This window comes from Peterkaempfera podocarpi (genome assembly GCF_042466665.1).
GTDB classification, from domain to species: Bacteria; Actinomycetota; Actinomycetes; order Streptomycetales; family Streptomycetaceae; genus Peterkaempfera; species Peterkaempfera podocarpi.
This window is the reverse complement of sequence record NZ_CP162102.1, coordinates 8,370,144-8,386,165: the sequence shown is the minus strand read 5'-3', so window position 1 is coordinate 8,386,165 and position 16,022 is coordinate 8,370,144. Positions and strand designations below refer to the sequence as shown.

General features: G+C 70.2%; 13 protein-coding genes, 1 pseudogene and 1 riboswitch. Of the genes and pseudogenes, 7 read left to right on the top strand and 7 right to left on the bottom strand.

Going from position 1 to position 16,022, the window contains the following annotated elements; genetic code table 11:
- Positions 1–147 precede the first annotated feature (147 nt).
- Together AB0761_RS36540 and AB0761_RS36535 are read right to left on the bottom strand one after the other, a co-directional pair.
- The gene (locus tag AB0761_RS36540) at positions 148–552 is read right to left on the bottom strand and encodes an NUDIX domain-containing protein (RefSeq protein ID WP_377273579.1); all 405 of its coding nucleotides are present in this window, start codon (positions 550–552) and stop codon (positions 148–150) included.
- A gap of 166 nt (positions 553–718) precedes the next feature.
- Complete coding sequence (locus AB0761_RS36535; RefSeq protein WP_377274507.1) at positions 719–1,465, bottom strand: AraC family transcriptional regulator; 747 nt, start codon at positions 1,463–1,465, stop codon at positions 719–721.
- Between the two features lie 250 nt (positions 1,466–1,715).
- Here AB0761_RS36535 and AB0761_RS36530 point away from each other — a divergent pair, with 250 nt between their 5' ends.
- The 3 genes and pseudogenes from AB0761_RS36530 (at position 1,716) to AB0761_RS36520 (ending at position 4,311) form a co-directional block, all read left to right on the top strand.
- Positions 1,716–2,387 (top strand): alpha/beta fold hydrolase, encoded by a 672-nt coding sequence (locus tag AB0761_RS36530; protein WP_377273578.1) that lies wholly within the window; start codon positions 1,716–1,718, stop codon positions 2,385–2,387.
- A gap of 114 nt (positions 2,388–2,501) precedes the next feature.
- Positions 2,502–2,587: riboswitch (ZMP/ZTP riboswitch) on the top strand.
- Between the two features lie 47 nt (positions 2,588–2,634).
- Positions 2,635–3,467, top strand: a pseudogene (locus AB0761_RS36525) (bifunctional 5,10-methylenetetrahydrofolate dehydrogenase/5,10-methenyltetrahydrofolate cyclohydrolase).
- A gap of 202 nt (positions 3,468–3,669) precedes the next feature.
- Entirely contained in the window at positions 3,670–4,311 is a 642-nt protein-coding gene (locus AB0761_RS36520) for an HAD family hydrolase (protein WP_377273577.1), read from the top strand.
- A 334-nt stretch (positions 4,312–4,645) separates the two neighbouring features.
- Here AB0761_RS36520 and AB0761_RS36515 read toward each other — a convergent pair whose 3' ends face one another.
- Positions 4,646–5,896: an MFS transporter gene (locus AB0761_RS36515; protein ID WP_377273576.1), complete on the bottom strand. Its 1,251-nt coding sequence runs from the start codon at positions 5,894–5,896 to the stop codon at positions 4,646–4,648.
- 838 nt (positions 5,897–6,734) lie between these two features.
- Between AB0761_RS36515 and AB0761_RS36510 the strand changes: the two genes are divergently transcribed.
- The gene (locus AB0761_RS36510) at positions 6,735–7,640 is read left to right on the top strand and encodes an oxidoreductase (protein ID WP_377273575.1); all 906 of its coding nucleotides are present in this window, start codon (positions 6,735–6,737) and stop codon (positions 7,638–7,640) included.
- A 237-nt stretch (positions 7,641–7,877) separates the two neighbouring features.
- On the opposite strand, the gene AB0761_RS36505 is transcribed toward AB0761_RS36510, so the two are convergent.
- Both AB0761_RS36505 and AB0761_RS36500 read right to left on the bottom strand, forming a co-directional pair.
- Complete coding sequence (locus tag AB0761_RS36505; protein ID WP_377273574.1) at positions 7,878–8,222, bottom strand: DUF4158 domain-containing protein; 345 nt, start codon at positions 8,220–8,222, stop codon at positions 7,878–7,880.
- A gap of 113 nt (positions 8,223–8,335) precedes the next feature.
- Complete coding sequence (locus AB0761_RS36500; RefSeq protein ID WP_377273573.1) at positions 8,336–8,758, bottom strand: winged helix-turn-helix transcriptional regulator; 423 nt, start codon at positions 8,756–8,758, stop codon at positions 8,336–8,338.
- Positions 8,759–8,844: 86 nt separating this feature from the next.
- Between AB0761_RS36500 and AB0761_RS36495 the strand changes: the two genes are divergently transcribed.
- The 3 genes from AB0761_RS36495 to AB0761_RS36485 all read left to right on the top strand — a co-directional run bounded on the left by AB0761_RS36495 (position 8,845) and on the right by AB0761_RS36485 (position 11,898).
- Positions 8,845–9,663 carry an NmrA family NAD(P)-binding protein gene (locus AB0761_RS36495; protein WP_377273572.1) on the top strand — a complete coding sequence of 273 codons (819 nt, stop codon included), beginning with the start codon at positions 8,845–8,847 and terminating at the stop codon, positions 9,661–9,663.
- A gap of 26 nt (positions 9,664–9,689) precedes the next feature.
- The gene (locus AB0761_RS36490) at positions 9,690–11,201 is read left to right on the top strand and encodes an MFS transporter (RefSeq protein ID WP_377273571.1); all 1,512 of its coding nucleotides are present in this window, start codon (positions 9,690–9,692) and stop codon (positions 11,199–11,201) included.
- A gap of 409 nt (positions 11,202–11,610) precedes the next feature.
- A complete protein-coding gene (locus tag AB0761_RS36485; protein ID WP_377273570.1) occupies positions 11,611–11,898 on the top strand; it encodes a hypothetical protein in 288 nt (95 codons plus the stop codon).
- Positions 11,899–12,022: 124 nt separating this feature from the next.
- On the opposite strand, the gene AB0761_RS36480 is transcribed toward AB0761_RS36485, so the two are convergent.
- Both AB0761_RS36480 and AB0761_RS36475 read right to left on the bottom strand, forming a co-directional pair.
- On the bottom strand, positions 12,023–14,017 hold the full coding sequence (locus tag AB0761_RS36480; RefSeq protein WP_377273569.1) for a heparinase II/III family protein: 1,995 nt from the start codon (positions 14,015–14,017) through the stop codon (positions 12,023–12,025).
- A complete protein-coding gene (locus AB0761_RS36475) occupies positions 14,014–15,978 on the bottom strand; it encodes a DUF2264 domain-containing protein (RefSeq protein WP_377273568.1) in 1,965 nt (654 codons plus the stop codon). Before AB0761_RS36475 ends, AB0761_RS36480 begins: the two co-directional genes overlap by 4 nt.
- Between the last annotated feature and the right edge of the window lie 44 nt (positions 15,979–16,022).

Genomic DNA, 16,022 nt, shown 5'->3' with positions numbered 1-16,022 from the left:
CCCCCGCGCACTCACCCCCCGAGGACAGCCGGCGCTGTTCGGCCGATCCGACGGTCCAGGTGGTGCGCGGGGTACGACGCATGAGGCGCTCGCGGTTCCCGGCACGACTCTGTGGGCCAACGTCAGCCCATAAGGCGGCAACCAGAGTCACAACGTCGGAAGAATCTCCTGAAAAAAGGGCTGGTCCCCTTCGAAAGAAGGATGCAACTGCCCGAACTCCTCGGCAGTGACCCACCGAACCTCGCTGACCTCCCCGGGATCAAGACTCAGTTCGCCGCCCTCGGCCGTGGCTGTCCACCAGTGGAGCACAAAAGCAGCGTCGTCGGTCGTACTCTCCCAGACCTTCCTACCAGCGGCGACCTGAAGACCAATTTCCTCGCGCACTTCTCGGATCAGCGCTTCTTCCTGGCTCTCGCCTGGCTCAATCCTCCCGCTCAACGGCGCCCAGTAGCCAGAAAGCCGGGCCTGAGGACCTCGCCGGATCACCAAGACCCGGCCGCCCTGGCACAGGACCGCCACTACAGCCTGTCGCCTGACCGTCTGCTTCTCCACGCCGGCATTCTAACCAGCCTCTGTGCGCCACCCGTTGGCGCACAAACGCGGGCCGCACGACCCCCTGCACTTCCGAGAGCCAACGACGCCCGTCACACTTCGTTGTCACCGCTTGCGAGACAGAGCCCAAATCCTGCTACACCCCGGTCCGGGGTGCGAGTACGAATCACCCTGAGGACTTGACCACCATCGGGAGTTGAGATGCATGGGCGGTCGTCTGGCCCGTGGCTCGGTAGCGGCCCGGGGTCGATCCGACGATGTTGGTGAACGCTGCGATGAAGCTGCTGGGGTTGGCCCACCCGCAGGCGTGGGCGGTTTGGATGGTGTCGTGGCCGTCGGCGAGGAGCACGAGCGCATGGTGGATGCGCATCTGCGTGCGCCACTCATAGAAGGTCATGCCGAGTTCATTGCGCAACAGGCGGCTGAGGGTGCGAGTGCTGGCCCCGATCGTCTTCCCGAGTTCGGCCAGCGTGGCGTTGTCTGCCGGCGTCTCGTACAGCATCCGGGCGATGGCTTGGAGTCGGTCGTCCCGTGGCTCCGGCAGGTGCAGTGGCTGTTCGTCCGCTTCGCGAAGTTCATCGACGAGGACACGATGGAGCCGAGAGCGCGCGGAGCGGCTGTAGTCGGGCGCGGCGTCGTCGTACTGGCGGGGGCCGGTCAGGGCGAGCAGGACCTCGCGGGCGAGGCCGGAGGCCAGGAACACGGCGGGACGGTCTGGTATGAGCCGGGCGAGGGATGGCGCGAGAAAGACGATCCGCATATCGGTGTCGCCGTGGGAGCGGTGACAGTGCGTGAACCCGGCGGGTGTCCAGGCGACCCGGTTGGCGGGAACGATCGACGTGCCGCGCCCGGTCTGCACTGCCAAGACGCCGCTGGCGGCGTATACCAGGTGTCCCCGTGTGTGCGACTGCACTTCGCTCGTTGCGCCGGACGGCCACAGGTGGCGTCCGCCGGACGGCCACACATGTGACATCGCCCCGGCAATCTGGCGAGGTTGGCGGTGAACGGGCATCAGTTGGCATCCTAGCGGTGGCAAGCCACACCTTGAACTGTAGAGACTTCCTCCATGTGGAGTGGTCTTCAGCCGCGCAGAGCGCCGGACCCGAACCACATACATCGAGGCAGCGCGCCTCGATGCCGCGGCTTGGGAGAAGGAGAAACGCATGGCGACATTCGTCCTCGTGCCCGGCGCTTGGAAGGGCTCCTGGTCATATGAGGCGGTGGTTCCGCTCCTGGAGCGTGCCGGTCACACCGTTCACACCCTGACCCTGACCGGTCTTCGGCCGGACGACGACAACACGACGGTCGCGACCGCCAACCTCGACACGCACGCCGACGACGTATTGCGGCTCCTCGATCGCGCTCACATCAACGATGCGACGCTGGTCGGCCACAGCTACGCCGGGATGGTGATTGCCGCCGTCGCGGACCGGGCCGACGGCCGGATCTCGCGACTCGTGCATCTCGATGCCTTCGTACCGCGCGATGGCGAGTCCTGGTGGTCGTCAACGAACGAGTACTTCCGGGAAGTGGCCGCCGCCGGCGCTGCGGCCACCGGCTACGCCGTCCGACCGCCCGACGGCGGCGATCCCCGACGCCGTCCCCAGCCCCTCGCCTCGTTCCTGCAGACGATCCGGCTCGCCGGCAAGCTCGCGCAGGTCCCCCGTCGGGAGTTCATCTACTGCTCGGGATGGGAAGACCGGACGCCGTTCGCTGAACTCCGCACCCGGCTCCAAGCCGATCCCGAGTGGCAGGTCCACGACCTCCCAACCGGCCACGACGCCATGCACGAGGCCCCGGAGGCGGTCGCTGCACTACTGCTCGGCGAAGCGTAGCGGTGGCGGCGGACCAGCAGGAAGCTGAACGGAGCCTCGCTCGTCCGGCGACTGTGGAGTTGATCGTTCCTCTCTCCAGCCAGTTCTTCATGAAGGCCCTCTCGACTATGGTGGGGGCTGGGCCGTGACTGGCGCTGAGGTGGAGTACCACCGGGGAGCGGCCTGACATCTCGTCATTGCCGTGCGCCTGGGCGACTCGTATGGAGCTCAGGAGTGACACGTGGCTGACACCCACCAGGCGCGGCTGATGGACGGTACCGACCTCGCCGCCGCATCACCGAGACCAGTTCGGCGGCCGCCGCAGACATTCGTCGGCGCACCGGGTCAGCGCCCGGTCTGGCGACGGTGCTGGTGGGCGAGGACCCGGCGTCCGTCACGTATGTCCGGATGAAGCGTTCCAGGTGTGAGAAAGCCGGCATCGTGTCGCGACACGTGGCACTGCCCGCCTCGGTGAGCACCGCCGAACTGGTCGACACCGTCGGCACGCTCTCCGCGGATCCGCAGGTGCACGGCATCCTGCTGCAGCACCCCGTAGGCGACCACATCGACGAACGTGCCGCGTTCGAGGCGATCGCCCCGGACAAGGACGTCGACGGCGTCACCATGCACTCCTTCGCGGCGATGGGCTTCGGTCTGCCCGGCTTCGTCTCCTGCACACCCGGAGGAATCCTGCGTCTGCTGGACGAATACGGCGTCGACCTCGCCGGCAAGCACGCCGTGGTGGTGGGCCGCAGCGCCATCCTGGGCAAGCCCGTCGGCATGCTCCTGCTCGGGCGGGACGCCACCGTGACCTACTGCCACTCCCGTACCGTCGGCCTGCCCTCGATCGTGCGCGAGGCCGACGTCCTGGTCGCAGCGGTCGGTCGTCCGCGCTTCATCGCCGGGGCGGACATCAAGCCCGGTGCTGTGGTGGTCGACGCGGGCTACAACCCGGGCAACGTCGGGGACGTCGACTTTGAGACCGCGCGGCAGCGGGCGAGCCTGATCACCCCCGTGCCCGGTGGTGTCGGTCCCATGACCATCGCCGTCCTCCTCGCGCAGACGATCGAGGCAGCCACTCGTCAACTCGGCCTCCGCTGACCGAGAGGGGGCTCTCGTGGGGGCGAAGACGCCTCCACGAGAGCCCCGCCCGGCTTCCTCACAGCAGCGTCGGGGACGCGCTGCCACCGCCGCTGGAACGAGATCACCGCAGCAGCAACCACATGATCGGCGACGCTGGAGATCACGGACTACAGCTGCCGCGCCTGTCCGGCTGCCCCTCTCCCAGGAAAGGATAAAGAGAGTGAAAAAGTACATACTCTTCGATCACGATGGCGTTCTGGTGGATACAGAATTCTGGTACTACAAAGCTGGAGAACGCGCCCTGGCGGATATCGGTGTGACTCTGGACAAGGATCGATATCTCCGGGACATGAGTCGGGGATTGGGCACTTGGGCCCAAGCCAGGGCGGCAGGTATTGATGAACGGGCCATCAGCAGGCAGCGCGAGGTTCGCAATGACTACTATCAGGAGTATCTCAGAACGGAGGCGATCGAGATCGAAGGCGTCGTTGACGCACTTGCCGAACTGTCAAAATATGCCCGCATGGCCATCGTGACAACTGCAAAACGTATGGATTTTGACATCATCCATGAAAAGCGCCACATCAGACAGTTCATGGATTTCGTCCTTGTTCGCGAAGACTACAGGCTCGCCAAGCCCCACCCGGAACCGTACCTGACCGGATTGAAGCGCCTCGGAGCCGCCAAGGACGAAACGCTGGTCGTAGAGGACTCATCCAGAGGTCTGAACTCGGCCGTGGCAGCCGGTATCGACTGTGCCATTGTCTACAACGACTTCACAAAAGCACATGACTTCTCACGGGCCAGCTATCGAATCAAAACCCTGATCGAATTGAAGGATATCATCCTCGGCACAATCTGAAGGGGCATTTGCCAGTGCGTTCCCTGCTTCTTCGAAAAAGCGAAAGATAATCGCCGTCTCACTCCCGCCGCACACCAGGCGCTGCGTGCGGGGCTTCGGCGTTCTCACCTGATCAAACCGTGCATCACGCGAGGACGCCGAAGCCCTGGGTCCAGGCCGCCCTCGGGCTGTCCGGTTTACCGACCGCAGGAGCTCGGATATCGGATCTGAACTGCAAATACTCATGGACCACATGTCCCTGACGATGGATCTGTGCTGTGCGGGGCCGCTCATCGGAGTGGATCGTCGCCTGCATTGTCGTCGAGGAAGCCCTGCGCGATGGGTCGTTGTCGGCTCAAGAGCCAACTGATACCGAGGGTCCGTCCGCGGTGATCCTACCTGCTGGGCTGTGGCGCGGGATCAGCAGCGCGGTGGCGGCGGATGCGGCGACGGCGAGGGCGGCCAGGTTCACGGTGGCGCCGATGCCGATCTGCTGGCCGAGGACGGCTCCGGTGAGCATGCCGATCAGGGTGGCTGCCGCCTGTGCCATGCCGTAGGCGGAGCTGACACGGCCGAGGAGGTGGTCGGGGGTGTGGCGGGCGATGAAGGTGTCGACGGTGACCAGGAAGCAGACCGCCGGCGGTCCGATAAGGGTGAACAGGACGAAGTCCCAGGCAGCATGGTGGGTGTTGAAGGTGGCGGCGAACACTGCGCCCAGGGCGGCCAGGCTGCCGATCGTGATCGTGCGCGGGGTGAAGCGGGCTGTGACGGACCGACTGAGCGGGGCTCCGGCGAGATAGCCGATCCCCAGCGCGGCGAACAGCCAGCCGAGCATGCCCGGGGCGGCGTGCAGGACGGTGCCGACGTAGGGCACGAGCAGGGCGGTCAGCGCCGCGTTGCCGAGGAAGAACACGGCGGCCACCATAAAGAGGATCGGAAGCCCGGGGGTGGAGCGGATGTGGGCCGCACCGGCGCGCAACTCGCCCGCGAACCGTTGCAGCGCAGTGCCGTCGAGGCGTTGGGGTGCCTTGGTCGCGGGACGGTGGCTGATCACAACGGTCAGGGCCGCTGAGGCGAGATAGCTTCCTGCGTCGACGGCCACGACGGGTGCGAAGCCGACCAGGACGTAGAGGGCGCCGCCGAGCGGTCCGCCGACGAGCTGGACGGTGCCGGAGACGAGCGCGGCCAGGGAGTTCGCCTCGCCCAGCTGCGGGCCGCGTCCGACCAAGGCGGGGATGAGGGCTTTGCGGGCGGGGGCGAAGAACTGGCTGAAGCTCGCCTCGCCGATCAGCGCGATGTAGATGAGCCAGACCTGGCCGGGGTGGTGCACCAGGAGCATGAGCGCGACTGTCGCGGCCCGCAGCAGGTCGGTGGCGAGCATGGTGCGACGCCGGTCCCAGCGGTCGGCGAACACACCGGCCACCGGGCCGAGCAGGAGTGCCGGCACGGTCCCCGCGGCCAGGGACAACCCGGTGGCCAGTGTCGAACCGGTCAGGCGGAGCACAAAGAAGGGGGCCGCGACCAGCAGCAGCCAGTCTCCGAGGCTGGAAAGCAGTTGACCGCTCACCACCAGTCGGTAGTCGCGGACCCGCAGGACACCGAACACTCCTGACCCCCGTCCCAGGCGCCGCAACTCAGCAGGTTGGTGCCCGCGTGCTGATGCGGCGCCACTTGGTTAGCACTCTCATGGCGAGAGTGCTAACGATGGTTATCAGCCCCTCCGCTGTGATGCAAGGGGGTCTCGGCACCTCAGCCCCGTTCCGGCCCCTCTGGGGGCCCGATTCGGCCCGGTGGCATCGTCGACGCCGGCGAGCCGGCGATCCGGGCTTCGCAGTCCGCGACCCGGCGGTCCTGGAACCGGGGGCTGGAGCGGGCGGCCGAGAGGCGTTCGCCGAAGGACCGTGGGCGGCCGGCGCAGCCGGTCTCATCGGCACGGCTGGGCCGACCCACGCGGGTACACCATGTCCATCGCCGCCCCGACCCGCGGTCGCGCCACCACTTGGGCAGCATGGCGCGGTGGCGAGGGTCGGTGCATGAGCGCTCGTGATGTCCGGTCTCCGGAAGATGCGGACGAAGGTCTGGCAGCCGGCGTGAAGGGCGGCCAGAAGGGCGCTGTCGTCGGCTGTCCGTAGCGTGTGTGCGTGAGCGAACGGCCCGGCACGCGGCGTCTCGATGTGGACGCGGCAGGAGGCGGCACCAACCGTCACGATCTCTGCAGCTCGGCGTACCGGCACGGGGCGGGTCGGAAAGCGTGCAGACACACGATGCAGCGCGATCACCACAACGACGTCCTGCTCGAACAACTCTCAGCAGGTCCAACGGCCGTGCGGCGACGATTCGTTCCCGATACCGATGTGACATTTCGCCCAGCCTGTTGATCTGTCGCAGCACCCCGCCGCGTCCCATACTCCAGAACCTGACGAACCGACGGGTCAAGGAGCACGGTGAGCACAGCAGCGGCGGCAGGGACCTGGAGACTCGGTGACCTGGAGGTGAACCGTGTCGGCTACGGCGCGATGCGGCTGACCGGCAACGGGATAATGGGGAACTCCGGCGGGACGCCCATCGACCGCGATGTCGCCGTCCGGCTGCTGCTCAGCGCGTTCGAGCAGGGCGTCAACCACATCGACACGGCGGCTTTCTACTTCTCACCGCTGCGCTCCGCCAACGAGCTCATCAGCCGGGCCCTCTCATCCTGGCACGACGACGTAGTGGTGGTGACCAAAGTCGGTCCGGGGCGCGATCCCTCCGGCGAGTGGTTCACCATGGCCCGCCCCGATCAGCTGCGCGGCCAGGTCGAGGAAAACCTCCGCCAGCTCGGCCGGGACCACCTGGACGTGGTCAACCTGCGCCGCAACGGCCCCGGCATGGCCTCGATCGCCGAACACTTCGGCGCCCTCGCCGAGCTGCGCACAGCGGGTCTCGTCCGGCACCTCGGGCTCTCCAACGTCCGGCCTGAGCACGTAGCCGAGGCCCAGGCGATCGCGCCCGTGGTCTGCGTGCAGAACTCCTACAGTGTGGACTGGCGCCGCGCCGACGAGAGCGGAATGGTGGACCTGTGCCGGGAGCAGGGCATCGCCTTCGTCCCGTACTTTGCCGTTGCCGGCCTGCGGCGCGAGGCAGCCGCGGCCCCGGAGCAGGACGCGCGCGTCCATACGGTCGCCCGCGCTCACGGCGCGACGCCGGCACAGGTACGGCTCGCCTGGACACTGCACCGTGGTCCGCACCTGCTGGCCATCCCTGGCACCACCAATCCGGCGCACCTCGCCGAGAACGTCGCCGCCGGCGCCCTTCGCCTGACCGAGGAGCAGCTTGCCCTCCTCGACAAGCCGGGCGGGGCCGACGCCTGAGGGCGCCCGAGACCGCGCCCCCGTTCACCTCACGCTCCAGGCCGTGCCCGGCAGGCCGATCGTCGGCCGGGCACTTACTGACCCACTTCCGGGCCGCCGGGCCGGTTGGGGTCTCGTTGACGAGGGCGCAGCCAACCGACATATAGCTGAGCGTGACAGGCGACCAGGTTCGCCGGTCCTTGGCCTGGTTCGGGGTCGTTCAGGCCGCGTCGGGGGTAGCCGCCGAGGCAGAGGGCTTCAGACGACCAGCCAGGACGTCAGCTTCACCGGGTCGGTGCGGGTGCACTCGCGCCAGCCGGTCAGCTCCCGGATCTCGGTTCGGTGCCGCTGGGCCTGCCGCGAGGTGAGGTCGTAGAGCGCCAGGTCGGTGGCGGCGACGCCGACCTGGCGGGCGACGTGCTCGACAGCGTCGCCCGCCAGCTCCAACCGCATCTTGGGGAACCGGCCGCGCCAGAGCAGAAACATCAACTGCACCGCGAAGCCGAGCCGGGTCGCGCCGGTCTTGTTGCGCAGCCAGCGGGACTCGTCGCCGTCCCGCGTGACGTGGTCGACGACCTCGTCCAGCCCCAGATGTCGCGCCATCCCGAACGCCCCGCCCCTCGCCATCAGCCCGTCAGCCCGTCAGCCGGGCATGCCCGCGTTCACTCGTTCAGCCCAACGAGCCGTCGGCGCCGCGGCGGCAACGGCGGGGCCGGTCACCGGATGTCGTGGTCGGGGTGGGTCTGGTCGTAGTGGTGCCGTGCCTCGGCGATGACGGCGCGATGGGTGAGGGACCAGTCGGCGAGTGCCTTGACCAGGTGGGTGAGGCCGGCCCCGGTTTCCGTGAGGCGGTAGTCGACCTGGGCCGGGACCATCGGGTACACGGTGCGCAGGATGAGCCCGTCGCGTTCCAGCCTGCGCACCGTGAGCGTGAGCATGCGCTGGGAGATGCCGTCGATCGCGCGTTGCAGTTCCCGGAAGCGGCGCGAGCCGCCGGCAAGTTCGACGATCACGAGTACCGACCACTTGTCCCCGATGCGGTCCAGGACGTCGCGGATCCCGCAATCCGGGTGGTCCTCGCGCCCGCAGGGATCGAGGTCGGCGGGTGGGGTGGTTACCGGCGTGTGCGTGGGTGACATCGAACTGCCTCCTTGTGGCCGCTTGGTGGGCGGATAAGGATCAAGCGTAGTTACTGAAGAGAACCACATCGGGAGACGTGACTGACATGATCTTGGTGACCGGAGCGAACGGGAACCTCGGCTCGGCCACTCTGGCAGCGCTGCGTGCCCGGGGTGCGATCGCGACAGGCGGCAGCCGAATCCCAGGCGACGGGACGCGGCTCCTGGACTTCGACGAGCCGTCCGGCATCGACCTCACCGGTGTGTCGACCCTGGTACTGGTCTCCGCCGGCTACGCCGAGGACGACCAGGTCATCAGGCGGCACGCGGCTGTCCTGGACGCCGCCGCCCGAGACGGGGTGCGGCATGTTGTCTACACGAGCCTGACCGGTGCCGGCGACCATCTCGGTTTCGCGCTGGCGCACCGTGCGACCGAACGGCTCGTGCGAGGTCGCGGTGTGCCGTGGACGATCCTGCGCAACGGTCTTTACGCCGAACTCTTCGGCGGTCTGCTGATGTGGGCCGGCAGCGGGGTGGAGTCCGCGTTCGGCGACGGCGCCCTGGCTGCGGTCGCCCGCGCGGACCTCGCCGAGGCCGCGGCGGTCGTCGCGGCGGATCCCGCGCGCCACAGCGGATGCACCTACGACCTGGTCGGCACGCCGATCACGGCGGCGGACGTAGCCGACCGACTCGGGGTCCCGCACCGGACCATCGGCCTGGACGAGTACCGGCGCAGGCTCCACGCGACGCCGGAACTGCTGCCCTTCCAACCGCCCATGCTCTCCTCGATCGCGAGCGGTGTCCGGCACGGCTTCCTGGACGGCACCAGCCCCGACCTCGCCGACATCCTGGGCCGCCCCGTCCGCGATCCCCTGGCCGTGGCGGTCGCCACCGCGTTCGCCATGGCACCGCAGGCGGTCCGGTAGTGGCCGCCGAACACCGTCGGGGCCTCGTGGCGCTCGCGCTGATCGCGGCCTTCATGGTCTTCGTCGACGGCACGATCGTGAACCTCACCCTCGCCCAACTCGCCTCGCACCTGCACGCCTCCCGGTCCGAGCTCGAATGGGCGGTCAACGCCTACACCCTCTCCTTTGCCGCGGTGATGCTCGGCGCCGGCGCGATCACGGACACCCTCGGCGCGAAGCAGGCCTTCGTGACAGGTCTGCTGGTCTTCACCGCCTCGTCCGCGGTCTGCGCGGCCGCCGGTTCCATGCCGGTGCTCAACATCGCCCGGCTGGTCCAGGGCGCGGGTTCCGCTCTCCTGCTGCCGAGCGCGCTCGTCCTGGCCACCATGTCCGCGCCCGACGAGCAGGCCCGGCACCGACTGGTGGGCTGGTGGGCCGCCGCGGGCGGCATCGGGATGGCTGCCGGCCCCCTGCTGGGCGGGGCGCTCGTCGCGCTGGCGAACTGGCGTGCCGTGTTCGCCGTCAACGTGGTCATCGGGGTCCCGGCCGTGCTGTGGAGTATCCACTCGATTCCCGTCGCCTCGCGGAGCAGTCGGCGCCTCGACGTCGCAGGCATGGGCAGTGCGACCGTCCTGATCGGCGGGCTGGTCTTCACGCTTATCGAAGCTCCCGCGCAGGGGTGGCTCAGCCCTGCGGTCATCACTGCCGCCGCGCTGACCGTCTCCGGGCTCGTCGGCTTCGTCTGGGCCGAGCGCTCCACCCGGGCACCCGTTTTGCCGCCAGGCATCTACTCCGACCGCAGATTCGTCGCCACAGCCGCTCAAGGAGCATTGTTCAACTTCGCCTTCTACGGGCTGCTGTTCGCGATGAGCCTGATGCTCCAGCAAGGCCGCGGACTCAGCGCGCTCGTCAGCGGTCTGTTGTTCCTGCCCCTGACCGGCCTCATCTCGATCGGCAGTATCCGCGCCGCGCCGCTCGCGCAACGCATCGGACGCGCGGCCCTCCTCGGCACCGGCCAGGCCGTCCTGGCCACCACGTTCCTCGCGGTGGCCTGGGCCAGCACCGCATCCGCGCTGTGGCCGCTGGTGCTTGCCCTCGTCCCCGCAGGTTTCTGCTCGGGACTGCTCGTGCCCACCATGACCTCCCAGTCCATCGCGGTCGTCGAACCCGCCCTGCACGGAGCCGCGTCCGCGATGTTCAACACCTCCCGCCAGATCGGCGCGGCCATCGGTGTGGCCACCTTCGGCCCACTCCTCGGGACCGCGCACAGCCTCCGGGCGGGGTTCGTCACCTGCGTGGTCGTCGGCGCCGCCGCCACCGCGGTCGCCTTTTCACTGACTGTGCTCACCCGACCGGCCACCAGCGCCGCCCGCAGCCGGTCCCGATGTCCAAGCCCCGTGCACCACCTCGGCCCCATGACACCGCGGACGCCCGGTACGAACACGCTTGCCTGGGATTCAAGAGAAACCCGCACAAGAACGCGCGTTGCCACCAGAGGGGAATGGTCTGCGCCGACCCGAAGGCGGCTGGGGCCTGCGGCGGCGTCAGCTGCCCAGTGATGTCCGCCACCATCCGCCCGGCGGCCAGAGCTGGAGAAGGCCGTCGTCCTCGCTCGCGAACTGCGCGCCAGCGACCGCACCCTGGAAGGCCACGAGTCCGCCCGCAGGCGCGGCAAGACCATCGCCGGCGCCGGCGTCACCGATGACGCCATGCTCTCGATGGCCCTCCACCTGCGCGACCAGGACATGAGCCTGCGCGATATCGCCGCCCGGCTCATCATCACCAAAGGCGCGAAGAAGGGCAAGCGCCCCTCACCCGCCACCGTCATGCGCATGCTGCGCGAGCACGACGAAGAGACCGGCACTGCAGAGCCGGACCCCTCATGGTGGACCCAGCACGTCACGCTCGGCTACATGTCGGTTCGTTCGCCCCTCGATAACGGCACCCCCGGTTCTGCCGTCGAGAGGTGTGGAGCAGCCGCAGGCACCTGGCGACCGCCTCCGCGAGGCTGCGGGCGGCGAACTTGCGCAGAATCTGTGCCGCGTGTGCCCTGGCGGTGCTGTCGGTCGCGACGAGCCGTTCAGCGATGGCCCGGTTGGTGGCGCACCTCGGCAACCAGTCGACCGAGAAGACCAGCCGCAGCACTCGGGCGACATTCCCGAAGCCGGCGTTGTGCCGGTGCGGGCGAGCGTCGCGGGCAAGAGCCCGGCGACGATCAGGGTCCAGCGGATCCAGGAGTTCCAGCAAGTCACCTGACCCTGATCCAGTCCGGTCGGGGACTTGGCGGTACAGGGCCCGGTCGATCAGGGCGTGCTGTGTGACGGTGGCGTAGCTCAGGTGGACTGCGACACCTGCGTCGTTGTCACGGAGCACAAGGTGCTCAGTCAGGGGATCTGCTGAGGCGAACGCGGAGCAGCGGGTGGGCGCCGGTGGTGGCGAAGACGGTGGTCAGGGTGAGTCGGGTGAGGAAATGGCCCCAGACAGCGGTGAGTTCGGGGTCGTCGAGGGGGCGGGGGGTGAGGTGGGGGGTGAGCAGGGCAGGGTCCCAGTCGAGGCGGAGGACGCGGTCACCGGGGGCGGTGAGCAGGGCGTGGTCGTCGGCGAGGGCGACGTGTCCGGCAAGGACGTGGTGGAGGCGGACGGTGGTGCCGGGTGGCAGGCCGTCGGGGTGGTCCTCGACGAGGATCTCGGGGCGGGGGCTGCGGTGGAGGTGGACGGTACGGTGCCAGGCGCGGAGGAGTCCGTCGGGGTAGGCAGCGGCGAGGTCGGTGCGGAAGGTGGCGGTGTCGTCGTCGAGGTGGGCTTCGGTGTCGCGGGCGCGGTGCCGGGTGCCTGGGAGTTGGCCGTGTCCGCCGGGTTCGGGGGTGTTGTGCCAGGCGGAGACGAGGGGCCAGGCCTGGTAGCGATCGGGGCCGAAGCTGGCGGCGGTGTAGGTGGGTTTGCCGATGTCGACGACGAGGGGGCGGCCGTCGAGGGCTACGAGGTAGGAGCCGACATCGAGGTGGTTGTGGCGTTCGGCGTTGTGGCCGCCCTTGACCGCGAGGGTGAGGCCGTCGGTGTCGCCGGCGCGTTCGCGGGCGACGAGCAGTTCGACGCGCGGCAGCCAGGTGTCGCGGTCAGGTCCGGGCGCGTCGGGTGCGGATGCGGGTGCGGTCGTAGGCGTGGACGCGTCGGCGGAGGTGCGGGCGGCGCGCCAGTGGGGGTCGCTGAGCCCGGCGAGAGCGCGGCCCAGGCCCTGCTCCGGGTGGGCGTCGACGGGGTGGGCGCTCGCGGCGACGGCGGCGTGGGCGGCGGTGGCGGGGTCGTCGAGGCGGCGGGCCCAGCGGTGCGGGAGGTGCCAGGGGTGGTGACCGTCGAGGCGCGCGGGGGCGTCGCCGACGTTGGCGTACCAGTTGCCGCCGAGGTGGACCCGCCGCGGGTAGCGCAGGAGTTGGCGCAGCAGGGGCAGGTCGCGGGCGTCGAGGGCGCCGGCAGTGGCGTCGGCGAGCAGGTCGAGGCATTCGAGGAGTTGGCCGGCGCCGAGCCACCAGTAGGAGATGCCTTCGTCGATGCCGCCGTCGTCGGGCAGGACGTCGACGAAGAGGTCGAGTCCGGCGACCACGAGGCGGACCAGGTCGGCGCGTTCGGCCAGTCCGGCGGGGCCGTCGTCGGTGAGCAGCAGGGCGCAGGTGAGGACGGCGTGGTGGATCCACGGGTTCCAGTTGTGGGCGTCGCCGTGGAGCCCGAGCCAGTGCCAGTCGCGGGTGTTCCGGAAGGGTTCGAGGACGCGGAGCCGGACCTCGCGGCGGATGCGGCGGCGGATGCCCGGGAGGCGGGCCTGGAGGCGGATGCCGAGGGCGTGGTCGGCCCAGGCGAGGAGCAGGGCGGCCTCCGCGACTCCGAGGTCGAGGAACGGCCGGTCGGGGTCGGGGAGCTGTTCGCGGCGGTCGGCGGTGTGGCGGTCGTGGGGGGCCCAGCACCAGGTGCTGGTCTCCAGGACGGCGAGGAGGGAGTCGGCGGTGGCGTCGAGGTAGGGGGCTGCGCCGGGCGGGGCGTCAGGGGCAGCGTGGTCGTCGGCGAGGACGGCGGCGGTGGCGAGGAGGGCGGCGCGGTGGCGCAGGGCACGGAAGGCGTCCTCGTGGGCGGTGCGGACGCCGTCGCGGAAGGTGCGGGCCCAGTCGGAGGCGCGCAGCACAGGGGCGGGGCGGACGAGTTCGGCATCGGCCTCGCGCAGCAGGGCGGTGCGGGAGGCGGGGGTGACGCGCTGCCAGGCGGCGCGGTCCTCGGCGCGGGGGACGGGGAGGCGGTCGGCGCAGCCGCGGAGGGCGGCGGCGAGGGTGTCGCCGTCGAGGAGGGGGGCGAGGCGCCGGCCGAGGGTGCCCGGGGCGGGGTTCATGCCTCAACTCCCGGGGCGGCGAGGGAGACGGGTGTGGTCACGCTGTCGGGCCAGGTGATGGTGATCTCGTCGCCGTCGGCGGTGACGAGGGGGTCGGCGGGGAGGACGGCGGCGCGGGCGAGGTGGACGGCGGCGGCGAGGAGGCGGCCGGGCGGGACGGGGCCGTCGGTGGCGAGCCAGGGGATGGCGGTCCACTGGCCGAGGGGGGAGGTACCGGTCTCGGTGTGGTGTCCGGTGCGGCCGTAGCCGCCCAGGTCGCGCAGGGCGGATCGCAGGTGGGGGGCGGTGGCTTCGATGTGGCCGGGGCCGGTGGTGACGGCGGGTGCGGTGTCGGCGGTGACCGGCCAGCCGCCGAGCCGCAGCGCGATCCAGTCGGCCTCGCCGCCGCTGTCCTCGACGCGGGCGAGGCGGACCTCGACGCCGTCGCGCAGCACGGACGCGACGGTGACGACGGGTCCGGCGACGGCGGGGCCGTGGCGGCCGGAGCCGTGGTCGGGTCCGGTGTCGGCGGCGGTGTCGACCCAGTGGACCCGGCCGCGGGAGGCGGCGGCGAGGACGCCGTGCGGCAGTTCGGCGGTGAACAGCGTCTCGAAGCCGGTGCGATGGCTGGCGCGGCCGTCGGCGTCGAGGAGGACGACGCTGTTGTCGACGGGGTCGGCGGCGGTGGGCCCCGTGAGCGGCGGCAGGGTGGCGGTGGAGTAGCCCAGGCGGGCGTAGAGGGGGCTGTCGCCGCTGATGTCGCCGGGCCGGGCGTGGTCGGTGCCGTGGTTGAGGACGATGGCGACGCCGTCCTCGCGGCGGGCGGAGACCAGCCAGCCGGGTGCGGTCACCGTCCGTGCGATGTCGCCGAGTTCGACGGGCAGCGGCTGTTCCGGCTCGGTCCAGGCGGGGTGGTCGGCGGGCAGGGCGAGGCCCAGCATCCCTTTGGCGGCCCAGTAGGGGGAGCCGGGGCCGGAGTAGGTCTGGCGGATGGCGGGCCAGTCGCCGGCCCAGCCGAGCCGCAGGATGCCGTCGGGTTCGAACGAGCCGAGGTCGTGGAAGTGCTTGAGCATGCCGCTGGCGGCGCGGCGCAGCAGGCCGGGGGTGGGGCCGGTGCCGGTGAGGGCGCCGACCCACAGCGGTCCGGCGGCGGCGAAGCGGTAGGTGAGGCTGCGGCCCTGGAGCAGGGGGGAGCCGTTGGCGCCGACGAGGTGGACGGCGTCGTCGAGGTAGGCGGCGAGGTCGTCCTGCCACTGGCTGCGCAGGTCGGCGGGGCAGAGGCTGCCGGTGACGTCGAAGAGGTGGGTCCACAGCAGCGGGTAGAGGTGGAGGGCCCAGCCGGTGTAGTGGTCGTAGGCGCGTTCGGGGCCGTCGCTGAGCCAGCCGCCGGGGCGGCGCAGTCCGGCGTGGACGGCGAGGTCCTCCTCGATGTCGTGGCGGCTCCACGGGCCGCCGGCCTCGCGCAGGAACGACTCGACGACGATGCGGAACCAGACCCAGTTGATCGGCGGGTAGGGCTGGCCGACGACGGTGGCGAGCCAGTCGACGGTGCGTTCCCGCACCGGATCGGGCAGGTGGTCCCAGAGCCAGGGCCGGGTGGCTTGCAGGATCAGCGCGATGGACGCGGCCTCCACCTTGGCCTGCCCCAACTCGTCGGGGCGGGGCCAGTGTTCGGGTGAGTTCGGGTCGGTGCCGGCGGCCAGGCCTTCGGCGTAGCGCTCCAACAGCCCGCCTGGGTCGGCGCCGTTCTCGCCCAGGACGCGGAAGCCGGCCAGCAGCAGGCTGCGGGCGTAGCCCTCGAGACCGTCGGAGCAGACGCCGCTGGAGCCGGCCGGGCCGGGCAGGTCGACGAACGCACCCTTGGGGGAACGGTGGGCGTCGATGGCGGCCAGCATCCGGTCGGCGAGCGCTGCCCAGTGGGCGCGGGTCCAGCCGGTGTGCGGAGAGAGCTTCCGGTCCTCGGGTGGCAGTCCAGCGGGCATGGCGGCCAGCCAAGCCTGGCCGGTGATCGCGGTCAACCGTTTCG

Excerpts from the sequence above, each read along its gene's own strand:
- AB0761_RS36530 (WP_377273578.1), top strand. The coding sequence starts at position 1,716 with ATGGCGACATTCGTCCTCGTGCCCGGCGCTTGGAAGGGCTCCTGGTCA.
- AB0761_RS36505 (WP_377273574.1), bottom strand. The coding sequence starts at position 8,222 with ATGGCGCGACATCTGGGGCTGGACGAGGTCGTCGACCACGTCACGCGG.
- AB0761_RS36500 (WP_377273573.1), bottom strand. The coding sequence starts at position 8,758 with ATGTCACCCACGCACACGCCGGTAACCACCCCACCCGCCGACCTCGAT.
- AB0761_RS36495 (WP_377273572.1), top strand. The coding sequence starts at position 8,845 with ATGATCTTGGTGACCGGAGCGAACGGGAACCTCGGCTCGGCCACTCTG.
- AB0761_RS36480 (WP_377273569.1), bottom strand. The coding sequence starts at position 14,017 with ATGAACCCCGCCCCGGGCACCCTCGGCCGGCGCCTCGCCCCCCTCCTC.
- AB0761_RS36475 (WP_377273568.1), bottom strand. The coding sequence starts at position 15,978 with ATGCCCGCTGGACTGCCACCCGAGGACCGGAAGCTCTCTCCGCACACC.